A 20,911-nucleotide genomic window follows, 5' to 3' on the forward strand; every position below is an offset into this window, starting at 1 on the left:
TATAGCAAATGTAAGCGCTTGATTCGAGTAATAACTGAAAGGAGGACTGCACTACCACGTTCAATCATTGTATTTTAACTTGTTTTATATTTTTGTGAATGAAGAAAGGGGACACGTATGAAGCGTTATTTGGTCATTGCACTTAGCACGGCATTGCTCTCTGCACCAGCTCTTTCGCCAGTCTCCGCTTTGGCGGACAATACAGCCTCAACTGCTTTTAATTCGCAAAGTTCCACTACATTAAACGAAAATCAGCTGCCTGCGTTTAAGAACGTCTCCGTTCATGACCCTTCCGTCATCAAGGTAGATGATACGTATTATGTCTTCGGTTCCCATCTGCAGGTCGCGAAGTCCAAAGATTTAATCAGCTGGGATTCCGTCGCTTCAGGCGTTACGGATGACAATCCCGTCGTTCCCAATGTAACCAAGGAGTTTGCAGAAGCTCTGCAATGGGCTCAGACGGATACGCTCTGGGCAGCCGATGTCATTCAACTGGCAGATGGCAAATTCTATATGTATTACAATGCCTGCAAAGGGGATTCCCCGCGGTCCGCCCTTGGCGTCGCCGTAGCGGACAACATTGAAGGCCCATACAAGGACCAGGGACTTTTGCTGAAATCAGGCATGTGGGATGAGATTAGTGAAGATGGCACCATCTATGATGCGACCAAGCATCCAAACGTGGTCGATCCGGATGTGTTTTATGATAAAGACGGCAAGCTATGGATGGTGTACGGATCTTACTCCGGAGGGATTTTCATTCTTGAAATGGATGAGACAACCGGCAAACCCCTGCCGAATCAAGGTTATGGCAAGAAAGTGACCGGAGGTAACCACAGCCGAATCGAAGCCCCTTATATGCTCTATAGTCCCGAAACCGATTATTATTATCTGTACTTGTCTTATGGTGGACTCGCGGCTGACGGTGGATATAACATTCGTGTTGCCCGCTCCAAAACACCGGACGGTCCCTTCTACGATGCTGAAGGCAACGATATGATCAAGGTTATGGCAGACAAGGATAAACCGTTGTTCGATGACAAATCCATTGAGCCATTTGGCGTAAAACTGCTCGGGAATTACCTGTTCGAGAGGCAGATCGGGGACCCCGGCACCGGCCAGGGGACAGGATATGTATCTCCAGGACACAACTCTGCTTATTATGATGAAGAGACCGGCAAGCACTTCCTCATCTTCCACTCCCGCTTTCCGAATCGCGGAGAAGAACATGAGGTACGGGTTCATGAGATGCATATGAATTCCGAAGGATGGCCTGTCGTATCTCCTTACCGTTATGCAGGCATAGAGAGCAATCCTGTTCAAGTGACCGAACAAAGTGCGGCCGGTTCATATAAGTGGGTTAATCACGGGAAGGATATCACAGCCGAAATCAAGTCCTCCCAGATTGTTCAGTTTGCAGCAAATGGCCAGGTTACTGGTGCTGTAACAGGGACATGGAGCCTCTTGGAGGACAATAAGGTACGAATAACGTCCAACAATGTGGTATACGAAGGCGTCTTCACCCAGGAATGGGATGCTGATTCACAGCAGAACGTGCTGACCTTCAGTGCTCTCTCTTCATCCGGTGTAGCGGTCTGGGGAAGTCAGATGAACGCCATGAAGGATCAGGATGTGGTACAGGCGGTGAAAAAGGATCTGACGCTTGGAAATACGGAGAATATTTTCTATGACCTCTCCCTTCCCACCACAGGTACACGGGATAGTCAGATCACATGGAAATCTTCTCTTCCCTCTGTTATTTCGGCTGACGGAGCAGTCCATCGGCCACGCAGCGGCAAAGGGGATGCCAAAGTAAAATTGACCGCAACCATTCGAAAAGGTACGGCTACGGCCACCAGAACGTTCAGCGTGATCGTGCCTGAACAGGCTGCTGGCCCACTGCTGGGCGAGTATACGTTTGATAACAAAAAACTCGCTAAAATCGCACAGGATTATAGTAAAAACGGTTATCATGGACAGTCCTTTAATGTAGTAGGCTCAGCAATTAGCAGCAAGAATCAGGCTGCTGCCTTTAACGGAAAAGACAGCTACATTCAACTGCCTGGACTCCTCACAGACACCACGGACTTTACGTTCAGTGCTTGGGTAAACTGGGATGGCGGCGGGGCTTGGCAGCGTATATTCGACTTCGGCAATGGCCTGACCAGACATATGTTCCTTACACCATCCCAGCATAACGGTGCTCTGCAATTCACCATTCATGATCAGGGCCGGGATCAGAGTCTGATCTCGACTGAAGCACTGCCCATCAACCAATGGGTTCATGTGGCTGTTACATTGCAAGGAGATACGGGCACCATATATGTAAACGGCAAATCAGTCGTAAGCAGCTCTGAAATTACGTTTAATCCGAAGGATCTAAAAGCTGCGGAAGCCTATTTGGGCAAAAGTCGATATGCTGCCGATCCGTTCTATCAAGGCAAAATGGATCAGGTGAGAGTATATGACAAAGCGCTAAGCGCCAAAGAAATCCAACGTCAAGCAGAAATCAAACCTTGAACGGTTGGACTGGATTCCCCCTCATGATCTGAGTGAAATAGATAATTGCACATAAAGTAGCCGAGCTTGACTGGCTACTTTATTTTTTTGTTTCAAGGACATCTGAAAATAACTCCAAGCTGCAGACTCCCACCTACTATTTATCTACCCGGGTAATGAATAACCATGCTAAGTCGGTTCTCTGAAACTCCAGAGTTTAGATAACGATGCGGCTTGTCTGCTCGAAAGCGAATGGACTCCCCTTGTTTCACCGTAAACTCTTCTCCCCCGACATGAATTGTCATTTCCCCTTCAAAGACGGTAATAAACTCCTCAGTTCCATCAATGTGCGGCTCTGCACTCCATGAAGCTGCCTCATCCATCTCCAGGACATCCTCTTAATTTATAGTGCAATTTCAATGTTAAAATAAACAAAAAAACGTCCACTCATGTGCTGAGTAGACGCTGTAAGATGATTAGAAACCGGATTTCCACCAATGTTCCATCGGATAAATTCCGGTATGGATCTGCACCTTTTCTCCAATTTTCGGAGTTGCGATATTGATATGTGCATTACGTGCTGCCTGGGTAATTCGTTCAACTGGATCAGTCCAGGCATGGTAGGCTAAGGTGAATGCTCCCCAATGAATAGGAATGAGGAGCTTTCCTTTTACATCCAGATGGGCTTGTACGGTCTCTTCCGGCATCATATGTATGTTGGCCCACCGTTCGTCATATTGTCCACATTCCATCATCGTCAAGTCGAAGGGGCCATACTTGTCGCCGATTTCCTTGAAGTGAGGTCCGTACCCGCTGTCCCCACTAAAAAACACCTTTGTCTCGTGTCCCAAGATCACCCATGAGCACCATACCGTGGAGTTACGATCGAATAATCCTCTCCCCGAAAAGTGCCTTGCAGGCGTGCATGCCAGTGTCAGACCCTTGAATTGAAGTTCATCCCACCAGCCATGCTCAGTAATTTTATCCGAAGGCACACCGATTTGAATCAAACGCCGACGTACGCCAAGCGGTACGATAAACCGTTCGGTTTTATTCATCAGCCTCCGAATCGAGGAATAATCCAGATGATCATAGTGATCATGAGATAAAATGATGGCATCCAGTGGCGGAAAATCTTCTGGCTGGGCTGGCAAATTAACATTGTAGCGCTTCGTCCCCACCCAGGATACCGGAGATGGACGGTTACCCAGCATGGGATCAAAAAGCAATCGGGTTCCTTCCATTTCAAGCAGAAATGCCGAATGTCCGAACCATGTCACTTGCGGATGATCATCAATGTTTACCGCTTCGATAAACTCACTTTTCACTATCGGTATATGACTCATAGGTCTTCGTTCCTGACCACTCTTAAGGGAATCCCGAAGCATGCTCAGCATAGCCTTCAAGCTCATATTCATCGATGTTGGAATCTGATTTTCGTATTTGGTCATTTTATTACCCTCTGTTCTTCATAATGGCTGGTTCACTATGAAATAATGGATTCATTATCCTAGGATTGAAACTGCTCCAAAGCGTGCTGAACTTCTGAAGCTGTAAGGCCGTGCCGAAACAGATATTCCTGTATTCCCCTCACTTCTGCTTCATCACCAGCCTGAACGCGATTGATTTTACGGATCACCGCTTTTTCCATACCTTCTCGCTCGGGTCCTGCAGGCTCACATAGCCAAAAATCAGTTCTTTTCACATATCCCTCGTGGGTCCAGAGCAAATTTTCATAACGTATCACATCCCAATCCCGATAGCCAGACTGAATCTGCTCAAGTTCGGAATATAACATATCGTAGATCAGGTTGCACGGAATATGCCCGAAGTACTCTCGATACTGTCTCAGATTATATCCATCTATCCATTCGGTCAAGATAAAATGTCCTGGAGAGTAGGCATACAGTTTGGGGACATGACGGTTTCTTTGCATGGACATGATGGCTTCGCTCTCGAGTTCTCCACCGATCTTCCCACGCTTGGTGTACACTTTGAGGCAATACTCCTTTACTTTATAGACGACAGACTGTTTTCCCAGCAGCGAAGCCTGCATGTTCAGGTGCCCGTTCCGTTCATAATGCAATAGCATATCTTCCAGATGTGGTGGTAATGGTTGAATGATTTTCATAAAAGAGTTCTCCTTGATCGATTATCAAAGCTAAAACGTTTTCCACTTAATGATGAATCTAACTTCACTTCACTATTATTGTCGCTAAACTAGAAGTTGAACATATCCAATTTCGCCAGAACATGAACTATTTGCTTTCATGTTTATATATGTGACTTTTGACGTACTGCAGCTGACTTTTTTCCACTCTAATGAATGGGACCCGTTCTATGTCATGTTGTCAAAATATAAAAAAACGATGTCCCCCAGCCATACTGGGAGAACATCGTTTAATGTTAAGTGATATTGAATTAATGCATAGGGCCTTGTTGACCTTGTTGTGATCCAACCTTCACCCGTTTAACGAAGAAAGAGATCACCAGACCAATCACGGCAAGAACCAGTGCAAACACAAATGCGTTCTGTACCCCTGACGTGAAACCAGCGAGCTGGTTTTCCGGGCTCTCCGGGTTAGTTACATTGCTCAAGAAGCGAGTCTGACCCGCGCTCAAAATACTTACGGCAACTGCAGTACCGATCGCACCGGATACTTGCTGTAATGTATTCATGATCGCTGTACCGTGAGGGTAATACTCAGGCGGCAGCTGGTTCAAACCGTTCGTTTGAGCAGGCATCATAATCATGGAAATCCCGATCATCATGAACACATGCATCGTAATGATTGTTCCCAAAGCCGTTGTTGGCGTGATGCCAGTGTACATGAACAGTACAACAGCCACAATCGCCAGGCCAATGATAACGAGCCATTTTGGACCAAATTTATCAAACAAACGTCCCATAACCGGAGACAGGAATCCATTCAGCAAGCTGCCCGGCAGCAATACCAGGCCTGCAGTCAGTGCTGTAACAGCCATACCTTGCTGCAGATACATTGGAAGGATCAGCATTGATGACAACATCATCATCATACAGATGAAGATCAGAATCAAACCGATCGTAAACATTGGATATTTGAAAGCGCGCAGATCCATCATTGGCTGCTTCATCCGCAACTGACGGATGCTGAACAGCAGCAGGGACAATACTCCGACAACCAGAGTAATTACCACAACAGGGCTGGTCCAGCCTCCGCCTGTTTCCCCATGTCCTCCCGCGCTGCTGAATCCATATACAATCCCGCCAAAACCGAGGGTAGACAATATAATGGAGATTACATCAATTTTCGGCTTGGTCAGTTTTGAAATGTTCGGCAAGAACAGCAGACCACACACCAGCGAGATAATGAAGAACGGCAAGGAAATCCAGAAAATCCAGTGCCAGCTCAGATTAGCCAAAATCAATCCGGAAATACTCGGACCACTCGCTGGAGCAAACATGATTACGAGACCGATCAATCCCATGGCAGCACCACGTTTTTCAATCGGGAAAATAACCAAAATCGTGTTAAACATCAATGGCAGCAACAGAGCTGTACCTACAGCCTGCAGTACCCTTGCAACCAAAAGCAGTTCAAAACTTGGTGCAATTGCAGCAACAAGGGTTCCCGCAATCGAAAATATCAGAGACGTTGTAAACAACTGTCTTGTTGTAAACCATTGTAATAACATACCGGAAACCGGCACCAAAATACCCAGTACGAGCAGATAACCTGTCGTCAACCATTGAATCGTTGTAGGTCCAACTTCAAGCAGGGTCATCAGCGGCGTCAGTGCCACATTAAGCGCTGTTTCACCAAACAGGCCAATGAATCCGCTCAATAGCATCGCGAATAATATGGGCAGTACCTTATATTGCTTTGTTTCTTCTTGGTCCTGTACAGAACCAGCCTTCATGGAAACCTCCACGATCCATCCTCCTCAAACATTATAACTGTTTCTCTCTTTGTGCAGACTTATTGAATCCCTCTGGCATTCTTAGCCACACTTGACAAATAATCAGCAGCCGTCAGCAGAGGCTGTTTATCCTGATTGGTCAGACTGATAATCAGTGCTCCCTCCATTAAAGAGATGACCAAAAGACCCGTTTCTCGTGCTTTCTCCTCACCAACGCCCTCCATCATCAGATGTTTCATAATGATGTTCTGCCAATTGGCGAATACACCCTGGCATGCCACACGCAGTTGATGACTGATACAGGAAGTCTCCACGGCTGCCCAAAAGCTGAATGGCAGAAACCCCGTGAAACCAGCCGCTTCCGTTTCATCAGCCATGTCATGAATAAACCTCTGGATGGCATCTCCTGTGGTCTCATGGGCTGCGAAGGTATCCTCGAATTTCTGCATGATGTGTTCATTGGCTTTCTGGATGCACTCGTGTGCGAGCTCTTCCTTGCCGTGCGGAAAATAATGATATAACGATCCTTTTGGCGTACTGCTCTCCTTAATAATCTGATTAAGACCGGTCGCATGATATCCTTGTGAAAAAAACAGTCTGGCTGCTGTGCTGACAATTTGTTCTTTAGCATTAGACTTTTCACTCAATGGAGCCACTTCCTTAATCTGAATTATAACAATCGGTCTACATAATTAAACCCGTTTCGAGAAGTACTGTCAACAACTTTATCAAAGAAATGTTATGGAAACGCTAACAGTTTGTTATCTTCATATTAAAAGAAGCGAAGATACTGGATTATCGATTAGGAATATAAAAAGACGGCTCTTCACCGCCTTGATTCTAGTACGTTTGCTCGTACTCGATCTCTGAAAAAATCAACATTCCATTTACCTGCCCACACGTTTTCATAGAAAACCAATCTGATCTACTCTACTATCAACATTTATAACTTTCCTGAATGATCCCAGGCTTCGGCGTTCAGCTCACTATTGATGCTAACTGCCGCGAGCGCGCCCAACGAAGCTGCAGTAATCGCCTGATATATTTCCGACGCAGCATCTCCCGAACTGAAGACACCCGGTACGGACGTTTTGGCCAACTCATCTACCTTAATTGTCCCTGACTCCGTTACCTCACACCCCAGTGTCTGAGCCAGGTGCGAACCGATGACAAGCTTGGGTGCGAAGAAAATGCCTGTACACTCTACGGTATTTCCGTCCTCGAGCACAATCTGCCTAACCATTCCTTCCTCTGATTCAATGGATTGGATCGGCGTGTCCAATACAGACACCTGATGCTGCTTCAACTCCTCCCGCTGTTCCTCCGTCATTCCAGTTCCGTTCGTTAATATGGTGAATCGGTTCGTCCAACCCGATATGACTTTGGCCATGTGTACGGCTTTATCCCCACTCACAATGATGCCAAGGGGTTGATCCCTCAACTCCCAGCCATCACAGTATGGGCATACAAAGGCACTCTTACCATATACCGCGGACAGTCCGGCAATGTCGAGAGGCTGGTCTTTTTTTCCGACTGCAAAAAGAAGCTTCCGGCCTCTTACGATCTTTCCTTCTACCGTAGTTACTTCAAATGAACCTTCCGTTCCTGTGACCGCAGCGGCTGTTTCCTCCATGATATGTACAGAAGGATAGGCGCGGATCTGCTCTTTGGCAATTTGGCGGAATTCACTAGGTGTTGCCCCGTCTCTTGTCAAGAAACCATGAGTTTCACGAGTCACCTTATTACGAGGTTTCCCTTCATCGATAACAACAACCTCTTTTCTGGCTCTTCCGAGGACCAGTGCAGCATTCAGACCGGATGGTCCCCCGCCTATAATAATCACATCTACTGTTTTATTCATTTTAAACACCCTTTCCAGATACATAAAGTCCTTAATTGACCTAAAAAAAAGATTCTCTTCTTCACAGCCTATGGATTAAAACAGTAAACCCTGACAATAACAACCAGATAGGCTATAATAAAGAGAATGAAATTAAACACAATTAAAGACCCTTGATATCTACAATAGACCCTTAATTTCAAAAATGCAAGTATAATTTTCTCATTTATTATGATATCTTTGTTTTTTTCATGAATTCTGTAGCACAGAAATTCAATTTTAACAATTAAAAAAAACCTTGTTTTTAAATTGTTCACAATCAATTGACAGTATTTTTAAACAAAAACGTGTTTTAATTCACATAGTAAACTAAATGCTATAATAAGGGCACGAGATATATAAGTATAGATATAGGAAGTGAGCATTTGAAAACACTGAATAAGGGGTCTCAACCCAAAATTGAACTAGAGTATAGCTCCATTCCGAAAGTATTCTTTGATACGATTAAAGTCGGAATCATCAAGTCCAATCTGATCGCCATGCTTGCCGGTTTGTGTCTGGCATTGTATGTATTTGATGCCTCATTCATAGCCAACATTGTGCCGATCATACTGTCTGTCATTGGCTCCTCCCTGATCATCGGGGCTGCTGGTGTGTTCAACAACTTGTACGACCGGGATATTGACGCGATTATGGAACGTACTAGAACACGTCCGACCGTTACGGGTCAAGTTGATACCAAGTCCGGACTTATTCTGGGGATCACGATTACGGTGCTCGGGGGCATTCTACTGTATATTGCTTCACCTTCAGCAGCCGTGTTTGGTATCCTGGGATTGTTGCTCTATGTCTTCCCATATACCATGTGGACCAAACGTACAACAATATACAATACGGAAGTAGGCAGCTTATCCGGTGCCGTTCCACCACTGATTGGTTGGGCAGCAATCTCACCGGAACTTGGACATTTTGAAATCTGGGCTTTGGTTGTTACCATGCTCTTGTGGCAAATGCCTCACTTCTACGGTATTGCCATCCGCAGATTTGATGAATATAAGGCAGCTGGTGTCCCAATGCTTCCTGTTGTCAAAGGAATCAGACGCACGTATATTCAAACGAATGTGTATCTGGTATTGTTATTGCTTTCCAGCTTTTTATTCTGGCCGCTTAGCCCGTTAGTGGCGATTGTTGCTTTCTTGGTCAGCTTGGCATGGCTCATTCTTAGCGTGGCAACATTTGATCGGAACCAAACCAAGAAATGGTCACATAAAATGTTTATTTTCTCCATCAATCACATTACGATTGTATTCCTGGTGATCATCGCTTATTCCCTGATCGCACAGCTGCTCAGATAAAGAATTGCAGCAATCTTGAATACAAACAAGCCGTACAGACAAACTCTTGCAGAGAGTTAACTGTACGGCTTGTTTTATGGTTTAATAATCTGATCTTATCCCACTTTCACAGGCGCTTGTTCTCCCTGCCAGAGCAATTGCATTTCTTCACTGGTCGCAAGCAGCTCGCTCAAGCTTCCTTCGGCTTCAATACGGCCATCTTTTAATACGATAATATGATCTGCCTTGGAAAGTGCTGCTCGCCGGTGTGAAACGGCAATACATGTCACATGCTGCTCGTTGGATAACCCCTCCCACACCTGCTTTTCCGTCTCAACATCCAGGGCACTCGATAGATCATCGAAGATGTACAGATCCGCTTCAGTTATTAACATCCGTGCCGTGGCTGCACGCTGAATCTGTCCACCTGACAGCATGACACCCCTCGGACCAACGGAGGTTTCCAATCCTTGATCAAGGTGTTCAATATCCTTTTTCATTACAGCCAGGCGAATGGCACGTGTGAGCGATTCGCCTACTCTGCCCTTTTTGCCTTGCACAATGTTCTCCTTCAATGTATCACTGAACAATCGAGGGACCTGGGGCGTGTAAGCCGCACGAGGCGGCATCAAGAATGTTGCTGGATCTACCTCTTCCCCGTTCCACCGAATACGTCCCTCCTGTTTCGGCAATAATCCAAGGAGCGTCCTCACCAGTGTAGATTTTCCCGATCCGATTCGTCCGGTAATCACAATAAATTGTCCACGTTTCAGTCGGAGGTTAATATTCTGAATTCCTTTTGAAGAATTAGGATAATGGTATGTCAGATTGCTGACTTCCAGCTCCCTAAGTTTATCGTTCTTTTCTCTCTGCAGTTCAACCGGTTCCGGCGGATCCTCATACAGATAGATCTCTCTTGATTCGATGATGCAATCCTCTTCACCAGGACGAAACAGCTTGCGCATGCGGTCAAAGGAAACCTTCAGTCGTTTATGCTGAAATACCATGTACCCGAATAAGGAAATGCTAAAGCCTATGTTCGCAAGATACGAGGTAAACAAGGCAAAGTCACCTACAGTGAATTGTCCGGTTCTCATTTCAGCTGCACACATCAGCAGGATTAATCCTGTACATATGCTGAGCACATGTTGATTCAGGGATCTCATCCACTGTTTGAACAGATTATCCCTTAGGGCTGCTTGACGACGATCCTCATTAAGTTGATTGAACCGGGCTGAAACATGCTGCTCGGCCTGCCCCAGTTTCAAAGCCTGCACTGCGCCAAACGTTTCCGCTATAAAACTTGTAATCCGCCCTGTCGCTTCCCGATTGGTCTGGGCGTATTTACGTGCGCGATTGCCTGACAGATTGTTCAGCAGCGTAACGACAAGTAATGGCATGACGGCGACCAGTGTGATTTTCCAGTTGATATTTGCCATAATGACGATGGATACAATTGCAAACACGAGCCTTCCCCAGAAATCTACCCAGGACTCAACATACTCAACAACTTCGTCCACATCATCACGAAAGCGACTCATCGCTTCTCCGGGTGATGCTGGAAGATTACGTCCAGGCCAGCGCATAATGCCAGCCAGCATATTGGTACGAAGAATGGCCTGAATGTGAAAGACATATGTAATCCACGCATAGAAAGCGGCAAAGAACGTGCCTACTCTGGCTAATCTAACTAGCGCAATGAATATTAGCGGCACTGCCAGCCATAGGTAATCACTGGAGCCAATCGTTACCCGGTCAAAAAACCATTGCATCCCAATACCAATAGCTAATGGCAATGAATGAAACAAGCACCACAACAAACCGTTAATGATAAATAATACCATTCTAAACCGAAACAGCCGTCCAATAAATCCTGCCACATTCACGCAAGTTCCTCCTCTCTGCCTGTCATTCGCAGCCGTGCATAATGAGAATTCGGATTGTTCGCCAGGTCTTCCCTCGCACCGAATTCCAATATCCGGCCATCCCCCAGTACCATGATCTGATCAACCTGTTCAAGCGTAGCCAGACGATGAGCGATAATAATTCCCGTACATTGCTGCATCAACTGGTTGACAGCCGACTGGAGCAAGTGTTCCGTAGCCGCATCCAGACGTGAGGAAGGTTCATCCAGAATGACCAAACTCGGCTCGGTCAGAAACACCCGGGTTAAAGCAAATAATTGCGCTTCTCCAGCGGACAAGGATGAACCACCCGCGTTCAAATGGGTATCCAGCCCATTGGGCTGGGTATCAATCCATTGACGCAGACCCAGTCGATCCGTCGTTTCCAGGATCATGTCATCGGGCACCTCCTGATTGAACAATGTCAGGTTATCCCGAAGTGTACCATCGAACAGCTGAACATCCTGCGTAACCATGCCCACCCGTCTATACAGTGCCTTCAAGCTGAGCTTGGAAATATCCATGCCACCAACGCGGATAACACCCTGGTCCAGATTATATAAACGAAGCAGCACCCGGCTCAGGCTAGACTTTCCGCTGCCTGTTCGACCAATAATTCCAAGCCTCTGACCAGGCTCAATCTTAAAATGAATATCCTGTAAAACAGGCTTATCGGTGTTATAGCTGAAGTGTACATGATTAAATTCAAGACCAAGCGCTCCATTCGGCAGCTGTTCCTGGTCTCCGTCCTTGATTTCACTGCTCAGGGCAAGCAGTTCCCTGGAACGAAGCATACCGGATTTCGCTTTTTGAAACTCCTGCACCTGATCTCCCAGCATCTCAATCGGATCATTCAGCATCTGGGTATATTGGTAGATCAGAAACAAGGTTCCGATGCTAATCGCCCCTTGCATAAAATAATGAACGCCCAGCAAGAGAACCACTGTAACAGCAATGGCGAATAAAATGACGGTGGTATTCCACGGAATTACGCGGAGCATCCAGGCTCTCCGGCCTTTCAGGAATACCGTGCGCATTAATTTGTAGAAACGGCTCATGACATACGGCACGTGCCCGTTTGCCTGTACATCCTCAATTCCGGCAATCCGCTCTTCGATCATGCCGAACAGGGATGCACTTGCTTCTCGCTCATTTTTGGAGGATTGTACGCCCAAATTCCGGATAAATACCATAAATAAAATCGATAATAACGTAAACACGGTCATGACGATTGCAATAGGTACATTCACCGTGAACATAAAACCGAGTATGCCGGCAAGCAACACAAAACTCCCAATAACCTGAACAATAAACATGGCGAAAAAGTTGGAAATGCTCGTTACATCTCCATCCACACGTTCAATCATTTCCCCGGGTGTTTTTACATTGTGAAAACGCATATCCAGTTTCAGACAATGTTTAAGCAGGTCTCCCCGCAGCTGATTGGTTGCGCGCCATGACACATCATTGCCAAAATAACTGACTGCCACCGTAATCAACTGATTACATACAGCAACGACCAGAAAGAGGCCTGCGAGCTGAATCAGATTTGTGAGCATTCCACCGCTAGCGGCTGTATCAATAAACCGCTGGATGATCTGCGGATTCAGCAGCTGCAAACCGGTAGAAGTCAGCAGCATTACCACCAGCAGTGCGAGTCGCCCTTTTACAGGCTTCAGATAACGGAAGAGCCAGGTCATGGATCTTTTTTCTTGTTTGGGCATGCTGCCCACCCCTTTACGTCTATTTAAATACTTTTCAATGAACTTCATTATGCCTTTCATGTCGGATAGCTAAGACGAATCATGCAGAACAACATGAAATACCATCTCTTGCACCCAAACTTCAAAATTGACTTGTAGTTTTACCATCTTGTATTCTCCCAACCCTTCTGGCAATCTTCCCGGAACCTTTGAACCCATTGTTCGGATATCTCATCTGCGATAGGGTCAAAAGCCGGGGGCGCAACGGTAACGTCAGCAGACGAAACATCCAAGTACTCCAGTACCTTTCGGACGGTCCCCTCGTAATTTTGTACGAAATCCTCATATACAATCGTCAAAGGGACGATGCCCGACTCCGAAAGGAAATCCTCGATGGCAGCTTCACACATACTGCTCTCAACAAGCAAATGTTTAATGGCATCAAAATGGTATTGATCTGCAATATCTTTCTCTTCAGCCTGAGCACCATGCTGACGATGCCACTCACCTGAAACAATAGCCCGCCACCAAGACACTGCCAGTCTCACTTTGTTTCTGCGTGTCATGTAAATATGCTTCGTACAGTTGGGGAAACCTGTACTCCATACTTCCGCCCTCGGCGTTTCGGTTGGCAGCTGATACAGTTCGCGAATCGCATTGATCCAGCGCTGTTCAAAATTGATTTTGATGCCGAATACCCCATTAGGTGTTGTACCCATCTCCCAGATTTGCTCCAGATCTGCACGCTTCAATGTTTCCGGGCTCTTATGCTGGAAATGCAGCCATTCACCAGGTTTACCTGCAACACCTGTTGAACTTAAAGCTTCACTGAGCAGTGTACTGCCTGTGCGTTGGGAAAACCAAATCGTATAGCTTTGAGAAGGTTTGTTCATACCTTTACCACCTTTCTTCCCTTAGGATATAAAATGAATTGAAGCCCAGATATCTAAAGATCTCCTTTCCATGTGAACCGATTGGTGGGATGCATGCAAAAAAGCCATAGATGAACTAATGTTCATCTACAGCTTTGTATCAACAAGAGAACCATATGAAATCAAAATCGTTTCCGGATTTCTCCTCTGCATCGCAAAAATGAATAGTGTCCACGACAGGGCTGCTTGAGCACGACTGTCTACACACTGACATTCATCCTAAGATCGTATCTATGCTCATGCTTATTCAGTTATTGAATGTAAATCCCTTATTGGCATGAACATATTCATCTACCCACCCGTTACACATATTTGTTGTTAATTGTATGCGCTCCACCACATTACGTCAAGAACATTTTGTCTTAATTGTTATTTCCTACATGTTGATCATCATATGTGGTAAGCTTAACGATCATACCCCAGATTAGGAATGGTTCTGTAGGCAAACTTCATTTGATTGACTTTCCATACACCTTCACGGTGTACAAGTTCAATGTTTCGATCATAGACGTAGTGTGATTCACCTGTTAGCGTATTCCCAAGAACGAACGATTGAGATAATGTTCCTGTTGTAGAACTTGTATAATAAACGGAGTTCTCAGGAACATCATACTGAATCCATTCATTTTGCAGCTCCTGCCCTCCAACAATGGAACCGATCAACTTCTCTGTAAAATAGGGTTTGAAATACGTCTGTACATGTTTAATCTCAGACAGCTTGGACGTTTCGTTCAATTTTTCCGACAATAAATTTAACCTGGCATGGCTTATTTTCAGAGAATTGGTTATTCGGGATTCATCACGCTGGACATGCACAACTACCGTCTGACCATTTGACCTTATTGTTGCCTGCTTGTTCTCACCATCCCAGGTCAGCTTGGCTCCAAAAACCTGACTGACAAATTTCAAGGGAACATACGTCACGCCTCCAATTAATAGCACGGGCGAATCCATCGTTATTATCGTGTCATTTACACGCGCATTTTTGAAGTTAACAGCCAGCAAAATCTCTTTCTCTTTTGTGTGAATCTGTATATATCTATCTTCCGGATACCACTTTATATCCCCCCCTAGATTGCTGGATACAACTCTTAAAGGGATCAGAACCCGATTATTGGACAGTACTCCATCCTCAACCTCTACAATAGCTTCTTCTTCAGCAAAGGTCGGTGCATTAAATGAGGCAATCATCAAGATCGCCAGCAATGATATAACCCATTTTTTTAATTTCATGTGACATCCTCCCAAGGAACAAATAACGTAACCATTCTTTCTGGAATAGTTAACGTTATCTGACCATTGAAAGTTGGAACTTCACATAAAAAAACGCTGGATAGGATGCCAAAAAACCGCTCCCTTATCTAGGATAAGCAGCGGCTCTATTGCCCATCAGGTGCTGACTCGTTCAGAAATGATCCTTTTTACGAGGTCAATGATGGATCTGTTTCTTGTGATAATACCTCTCCATCACTTGCATGATGGACTCGCTCTTTATAGGTTTGCTTACATAATCATCCATGCCCGCCTTCAAGCATTTATCCCGATCGCCCCGGACGGCATTTGCCGTAACCGCAACAATATATGGACATGCTTCGGGGTCCGAAAGTTCCTTAATCGCTCTGGTGGCTTCAAATCCGTCAAGCCGCGGCATATGCACATCCATAAAAACAATATCGTATGCACTACGTTTGACCTTCTCAACAGCCTCCACACCATCTGCTACACGATCTACAAAATGTCCCTTTTTCTCAACCATCCGGCTAAGGACAAGCAAATTAACCTCATTGTCTTCGGCAATGAGAATGCGCAGAGGTGTACTTCTGTTCTTTTTCTGCTGTTGATCAAACTGGCTGCTACCTTCATCATTATTTAATTTGAAGGAAGCCGTAAATATAAATGTTGTACCAGGTTCATCCGATTCCTCGATCCAGATATCGCCCTGCATGAGCTCTACCAGCTTCTTACTGATGGCTAACCCCAGACCAGTCCCTTGAGGTTTACGGGTCATAAAGTTCTCTAACTGGTAGAAGGGCTCAAACAATTGCTGTCTTTTCTCAACAGGAATCCCTATGCCCGAATCCTTCACCTTAAATTGCAGAAGGATGTTATTGCTGCACTGCTCCTTAACTCCGACTTCAATTGCCACACTACCTTCTGGCGTAAATTTGACCGCATTGCCGATAATGTTGGTAAGTACTTGTTTCAAACGGTAAGCATCGCCATAGAGCGGAGTCGGTATGGCCTCATCCAGACGTAAACGAATATCCAGCTCCTTTTCACGAGCCAGTGGTTTCACAATTTGCACGGTTTCTGTCACGATTTCCCCAACATCAAAAGGATCATCGACCAGATCCGTTTTACCTGACTCTATTTTCGAGAAATCCAGGATATCATTAATGATGGCCAGTAAGGAATCTCCACTCTTCTGAATAATTTGAATATATTCCTTTTGCTCCTCACTAAGTCCCGGCGTATCCAGAAGCAGATCTGTCATCCCGATAACACCGTTCATGGGTGTGCGAATTTCATGGCTCATCATTGCCAAAAATTCACTTTTGGCCTTGTTCATTCTCTCGGCAGTCTCTTTGGCCACAAGCAGCTTCTTCTGTTCCGTAATATCCTTCGCAATCAGATAGAATCCGACATTGGTCTTGTTGATGATGATCGGAGCAAGTGTAGCTAACACTTCTGTCTCAGTACCATCCGTGTGACGAACGGCGTTAATTTCCTTCTCAGCCAATTCGTAATTGCTGCGCAGGATCATTCCCAGATTGACAGCTCCGATGAATCTGCTAATGCTCGTGCCGATCATGACCGACACAGGACAACCTGTCATTTTCACCGCTACAGGGTTCGCATTCATGATGTTGCCGTCCATGTTAAACGAGATAATGGCGTCATGATTATATTTCTTAAGTGAAGTGTAACGTTCCACGGATTCCTGCAGTTTAAATTCAATAAGTTTCCGTTCAGTGATGTCCTGCAAAGTTCCGTTCAATTGTATTGGCTGTTGGTGTTCATCAAACGTAATCAGCCCGCGCAAATGGAGATATTTCTCACTCCCATCAGAACGGATATGTTTGTATTCGAAATCAAGCGGTTCTCCTTGCTTCGTCTCTCTGATTTTTTCTTGCAAGGATGCTGCATCGGCGGGATTCATCACCCGAAGAACATCCCTTGCCCGGTAGCGTTTGTGTGTGCGCTCAAGCTCGAAAATTTCAAGCACCTGATCTGAAGTGGCGATTTGGTCATTGACCATATCCCATTCCCAACTACCAATCATCGCAATACGTTCAGCCTCTGCACTGATCTCTTCATGTTTCTTTCGCTCAGATATGTCTCGTCCAATGGTAAGTATCTGCCGTTCCTGCTCGGCATCCCCAATAATCTTGTATGTGGTCTCAAACCATAGATAATGTCCATCTTTATGACGAACTCTGATATTCAGCATATTTCCGGTAGTCAAGTCCATCTGTGAGATCTGTTCCAGATCAAACGGATGAAAATAGTCATTGTTATTCTGGCCGATAATGTCTTCTGGAGAGTAACCCAGCAGATCGCGAACCGAAGGTGAGCAGAACCGACAAACTCCATCAAGATTGGCAATGTAGATAATCTCCTGTGCATTATCCGAAATCAGTTTGAACATCTCTTCACTGTGCAGCAGTTTTTGTTCGGACACCTTACGATCTGTTATATCTACAATATGACAAATGAAATATAGCGGCTCATCTGTACTTTCATCCCGGGCCAAGGAAATATGCAATGAAATCCAGAGTACGTCCCCATTTTTTTGGATGTAGCGCTTTTCGTACGTATACTCTTTCGATCTGCCTTCAAACAAATCACAAGCATAGACTACATCCTGCGGACAGTCGTTCGGATGTGTAATATCCTGGTAGCTGAGATTCATGAGTTCATCACTGGTATAGCCCATCATGCTGCAAAATGCAGGGTTTACTTTTAACCATTGACCTGACGGAGCGACGAGTGCAATTCCAATAGGTGCTTGATTATAAATCTGCTCGAACAATTCGTGATGGTCGACCTTTTGAACCTGCATTTTAAGATCTCCTTTTGAAATATATACTCAAGTAATGGGTTGTCGAAATTTCAAATTATCGCTTTTAACTTGTCCGTCTCGAAAAGGAATAATCGTTTTAAAACCATAATAACTGCTTAGTACCCATTATTATAGGGATTGAAACAGCTCTTTCCAAATGATTTGTGTCTTTTAAACGGAAACAAGGCCTGGATTCCATCAACATGGAAGTCCCGACCTTTGTCGCTTATGTTCATTATAAGTCATATGGTGCTCGAAATCGCGAGTAAAATCTGTCAGCGCTCACGACCAACAATGTAATCCAACAAATGTTTCAAAAAAGGGATGTGCTTCGGCATTTCGGCAAGTGCATCCGTTGCGAGACAATAATGTTCCCACATTGCTTTTTTCGCTCCATCCTCCCCAAGGATGGAAACGAAGGTTGAATTGTTGTTGCGGACATCCTGCCCGGCTGGTTTACCAAGCACCAAGTCATTCCCTTCCAGATCCAGCAGATCATCCTTGATTTGAAAAGCGATACCCGCATGATAGGCAAATGCCTTCAAGGAGGAAATTTCAGAATCCTTAACCTGTGCCAGAATAGCAGGCATCACCAGCGCGGCTTCAAAGGCAATGCCTGTTTTGTAGAAGCAGATCGTGTTCAGCTGATCCAACGTCAGCGCTTTTCCTTTAGAGTTGAGGTCCATCGCCTGCCCCATACACATGTCTTCTGCTTTTTCAGCCGAATATCGGATCAAGGTTAGCACCGTTGAAGCATCGAATTGACTAAGCGAGGATTGTTCTCCAATGGCTTTCTGGATCAGAAAGAGGCCTGTTAATTCAGCTGTGGCGCTGTTATGCACCTGATGCAAGGTTGAACGGCCGCGCCTGGTTGAAGCATTATCCTGCGTTGGCAGATCATCAAAAATGAGGGAAGCGGTATGCATATACTCCAGTGACCTTAACAGCGGAACGATCGATGCTTCTGACAGCCCATACTCTCGCACACCCATTACCCAGGTTAAAATCGGCCTCAGCCGTTTGCCGCTTCCCTGCAGGCTATAATTGGCTGCATCAATCAGCGTTTCCTTCATTTCTAGAATTGTATTTGGTTTGGAGATTTGAACTTCCATGTTAATCCGTTCACGAACGTTTCGAACCGTTTGAAGAAAATCTTCTTTTTCCTTTTTGTCATTCTTCAGATGGACAACAACCTGATCCCTGAGCAATTTATCGAGAAAGTCCACGTCATCCGCTTTTTGAACCATTCGTTGAATGAGATCGTTAAATTCAGGCTGACCCGAAGCAAAGATGTCCATAATTTCATTATATTTCGCTGGTCCCAGTCGTTCCCTGCTGCGTTTGAGGCCATTGATCGCACGATCCAATATGACCTCACGAGTCTTGGCATCCGAGTCATACACACTGTGGATCAAATGAGAGATTACAGTCCAATAGAGCTCATATGGATTAATTAAGTCAGGACGCAGATCCCGGTATTTCAAATAATACGTGTACGGAGTCACTGCCCCCTCTTCCAAATCATCAAACATATCTGCAAAATCATCGGCCAGTTGATTGTAAATTCCATAATAGAACGTGCGGAGATCAAAGCCTTCATCCTCCGAAGCGCTTAGGACGGAACGAACAATCAGCCTGGATGAAGATGACTTGATAATAATCGGGATATAGAGCTCTTCATTGGTATAACTCACATTGGCAAGTTTCTTCGCCCGGTCCAGCTCTTGGGATTGAAAAAACACATAGGATTGCTCGAAAAAGGTCCGCTGCATCTCAGGTCGCTGATAATTCTTGATGTATTCAAATGCCTCACGCAGCTCTGAATGAACATAGCGAATGACTTCCTCATTGTCTCCGTTCCACTCGCCAATGTCAGGTACAATTCCTGTAAGCAGCGCCTTTCGAATCAGGAGGGAATACTGTTCTTTCTCTTGGGAAGTCAGGGCCTGTGAATCCAACAGATCGTCTATAAATGGATAGGTTAACCCGTATGAATACCCCAATCTGATAGCTGCATCAAATCTCTTCGAACGTTCCGGAATGGGTGTCGTTTCATCCAATTCATCATTCACATGCAGGACAACGCCAAGAATGATCTTAATCAGCTTGCGTTGTGCCTGCTCTGCGTCCAGCTCCTTCGGAATATTTGAAGCGACGTTTTCAAGTTTCTGTATCAGCCAGATTACGGCAGTCTCCACGTTTTCCTTCTGAGCCCAGCGATACAATGCCGCCAGGCTGATAAAATCGGGCTGGCCCTGTCGTTTCGCTCCATCCGCACGCATGAAGTATTTCTTGGTATCCTGCACAACCCGCTGAATACGAGCCTGCGTTTCGGGAGTATCCAGCGCCTTGCCCAGATCTCTCATATAAATATAGGAAATACTGCGATCGAGGTACTCATCCAGTTTACCGGTCACGTTCAACCAGTGGATATATCTATATACATCCCGGGAATCGGGTTTTCTTGAAGTTCGTGATATCCAGGGTAACCATGAGAATCGCTGAATATGTTTCTTTTGCCATAGATGAAAATCCTGCTTTAGAACCGTTGTATATGTGTTATTTATTAGCTGGTTATGAAGGGAAGCAAAGTACTGGGCTGCCTTATGCTCGGCTAACTCATATCCTGCTTCGGCATGATCTATAAGTGCGTTATTCATAGGATGGATACCTCAACTTCTATTAATGTTAAACATGTATCCATGAGAGGAGATTGAGGATGCTCCATGGACG

14 protein-coding genes are annotated in these 20,911 nt (G+C 45.3%); 2 read left to right on the forward strand and 12 right to left on the reverse strand.

Translation table 11 applies throughout. The features are described from left to right. Positions 1-117 precede the first annotated feature (117 nt). Complete coding sequence (locus GUA98_RS00190; RefSeq protein ID WP_193721698.1) at positions 118-2,520, forward strand: LamG-like jellyroll fold domain-containing protein; 2,403 nt, start codon at positions 118-120, stop codon at positions 2,518-2,520. Between the two features lie 140 nt (positions 2,521-2,660). On the opposite strand, the gene GUA98_RS00195 is transcribed toward GUA98_RS00190, so the two are convergent. From GUA98_RS00195 to GUA98_RS00220, 6 genes are all read right to left on the reverse strand, one after another. Further along, positions 2,661-2,882, reverse strand: a complete 222-nt coding sequence (locus GUA98_RS00195; protein ID WP_153978285.1) for a cupin domain-containing protein — start codon at positions 2,880-2,882, stop codon at positions 2,661-2,663. A 93-nt stretch (positions 2,883-2,975) separates the two neighbouring features. After that, entirely contained in the window at positions 2,976-3,950 is a 975-nt protein-coding gene (locus GUA98_RS00200) for an MBL fold metallo-hydrolase (RefSeq protein WP_193721699.1), read from the reverse strand. Positions 3,951-4,009: 59 nt separating this feature from the next. Then, positions 4,010-4,630 (reverse strand): hypothetical protein, encoded by a 621-nt coding sequence (locus tag GUA98_RS00205; protein ID WP_193721700.1) that lies wholly within the window; start codon positions 4,628-4,630, stop codon positions 4,010-4,012. 290 nt (positions 4,631-4,920) lie between these two features. Continuing rightward, a complete protein-coding gene (locus GUA98_RS00210; RefSeq protein WP_153980684.1) occupies positions 4,921-6,402 on the reverse strand; it encodes a DHA2 family efflux MFS transporter permease subunit in 1,482 nt (493 codons plus the stop codon). 59 nt (positions 6,403-6,461) lie between these two features. Further along, the gene (locus tag GUA98_RS00215; protein ID WP_193721701.1) at positions 6,462-7,049 is read right to left on the reverse strand and encodes a TetR/AcrR family transcriptional regulator; all 588 of its coding nucleotides are present in this window, start codon (positions 7,047-7,049) and stop codon (positions 6,462-6,464) included. A 296-nt stretch (positions 7,050-7,345) separates the two neighbouring features. Continuing rightward, a complete protein-coding gene (locus GUA98_RS00220) occupies positions 7,346-8,263 on the reverse strand; it encodes an NAD(P)/FAD-dependent oxidoreductase (protein WP_193721702.1) in 918 nt (305 codons plus the stop codon). Positions 8,264-8,667: 404 nt separating this feature from the next. Here GUA98_RS00220 and cyoE point away from each other — a divergent pair, with 404 nt between their 5' ends. After that, entirely contained in the window at positions 8,668-9,597 is a 930-nt protein-coding gene (cyoE, locus tag GUA98_RS00225) for a heme o synthase (protein ID WP_127535973.1), read from the forward strand. Between the two features lie 95 nt (positions 9,598-9,692). Here cyoE and GUA98_RS00230 read toward each other — a convergent pair whose 3' ends face one another. From GUA98_RS00230 to GUA98_RS00255, 6 genes are all read right to left on the reverse strand, one after another. Next, on the reverse strand, positions 9,693-11,462 hold the full coding sequence (locus GUA98_RS00230; protein ID WP_193721703.1) for an ABC transporter ATP-binding protein: 1,770 nt from the start codon (positions 11,460-11,462) through the stop codon (positions 9,693-9,695). Beyond that, a complete protein-coding gene (locus GUA98_RS00235) occupies positions 11,459-13,204 on the reverse strand; it encodes an ABC transporter ATP-binding protein (RefSeq protein ID WP_193721704.1) in 1,746 nt (581 codons plus the stop codon). Before GUA98_RS00235 ends, GUA98_RS00230 begins: the two co-directional genes overlap by 4 nt. A 140-nt stretch (positions 13,205-13,344) precedes the next feature. Beyond that, the gene (locus GUA98_RS00240) at positions 13,345-14,076 is read right to left on the reverse strand and encodes a Stf0 family sulfotransferase (RefSeq protein ID WP_193721705.1); all 732 of its coding nucleotides are present in this window, start codon (positions 14,074-14,076) and stop codon (positions 13,345-13,347) included. A gap of 444 nt (positions 14,077-14,520) precedes the next feature. Beyond that, positions 14,521-15,348 (reverse strand): copper amine oxidase N-terminal domain-containing protein, encoded by an 828-nt coding sequence (locus GUA98_RS00245; protein ID WP_193721706.1) that lies wholly within the window; start codon positions 15,346-15,348, stop codon positions 14,521-14,523. A gap of 196 nt (positions 15,349-15,544) precedes the next feature. Continuing rightward, on the reverse strand, positions 15,545-18,178 hold the full coding sequence (locus GUA98_RS00250; protein ID WP_193721707.1) for a PAS domain S-box protein: 2,634 nt from the start codon (positions 18,176-18,178) through the stop codon (positions 15,545-15,547). 275 nt (positions 18,179-18,453) lie between these two features. Continuing rightward, complete coding sequence (locus GUA98_RS00255; protein WP_153978274.1) at positions 18,454-20,838, reverse strand: polyprenyl synthetase family protein; 2,385 nt, start codon at positions 20,836-20,838, stop codon at positions 18,454-18,456. Between the last annotated feature and the right edge of the window lie 73 nt (positions 20,839-20,911).

This window comes from Paenibacillus sp. P13VS (genome assembly GCF_015143645.1).
Lineage (GTDB): Bacteria > Bacillota > Bacilli > Paenibacillales > Paenibacillaceae > Paenibacillus > Paenibacillus xylanilyticus_A.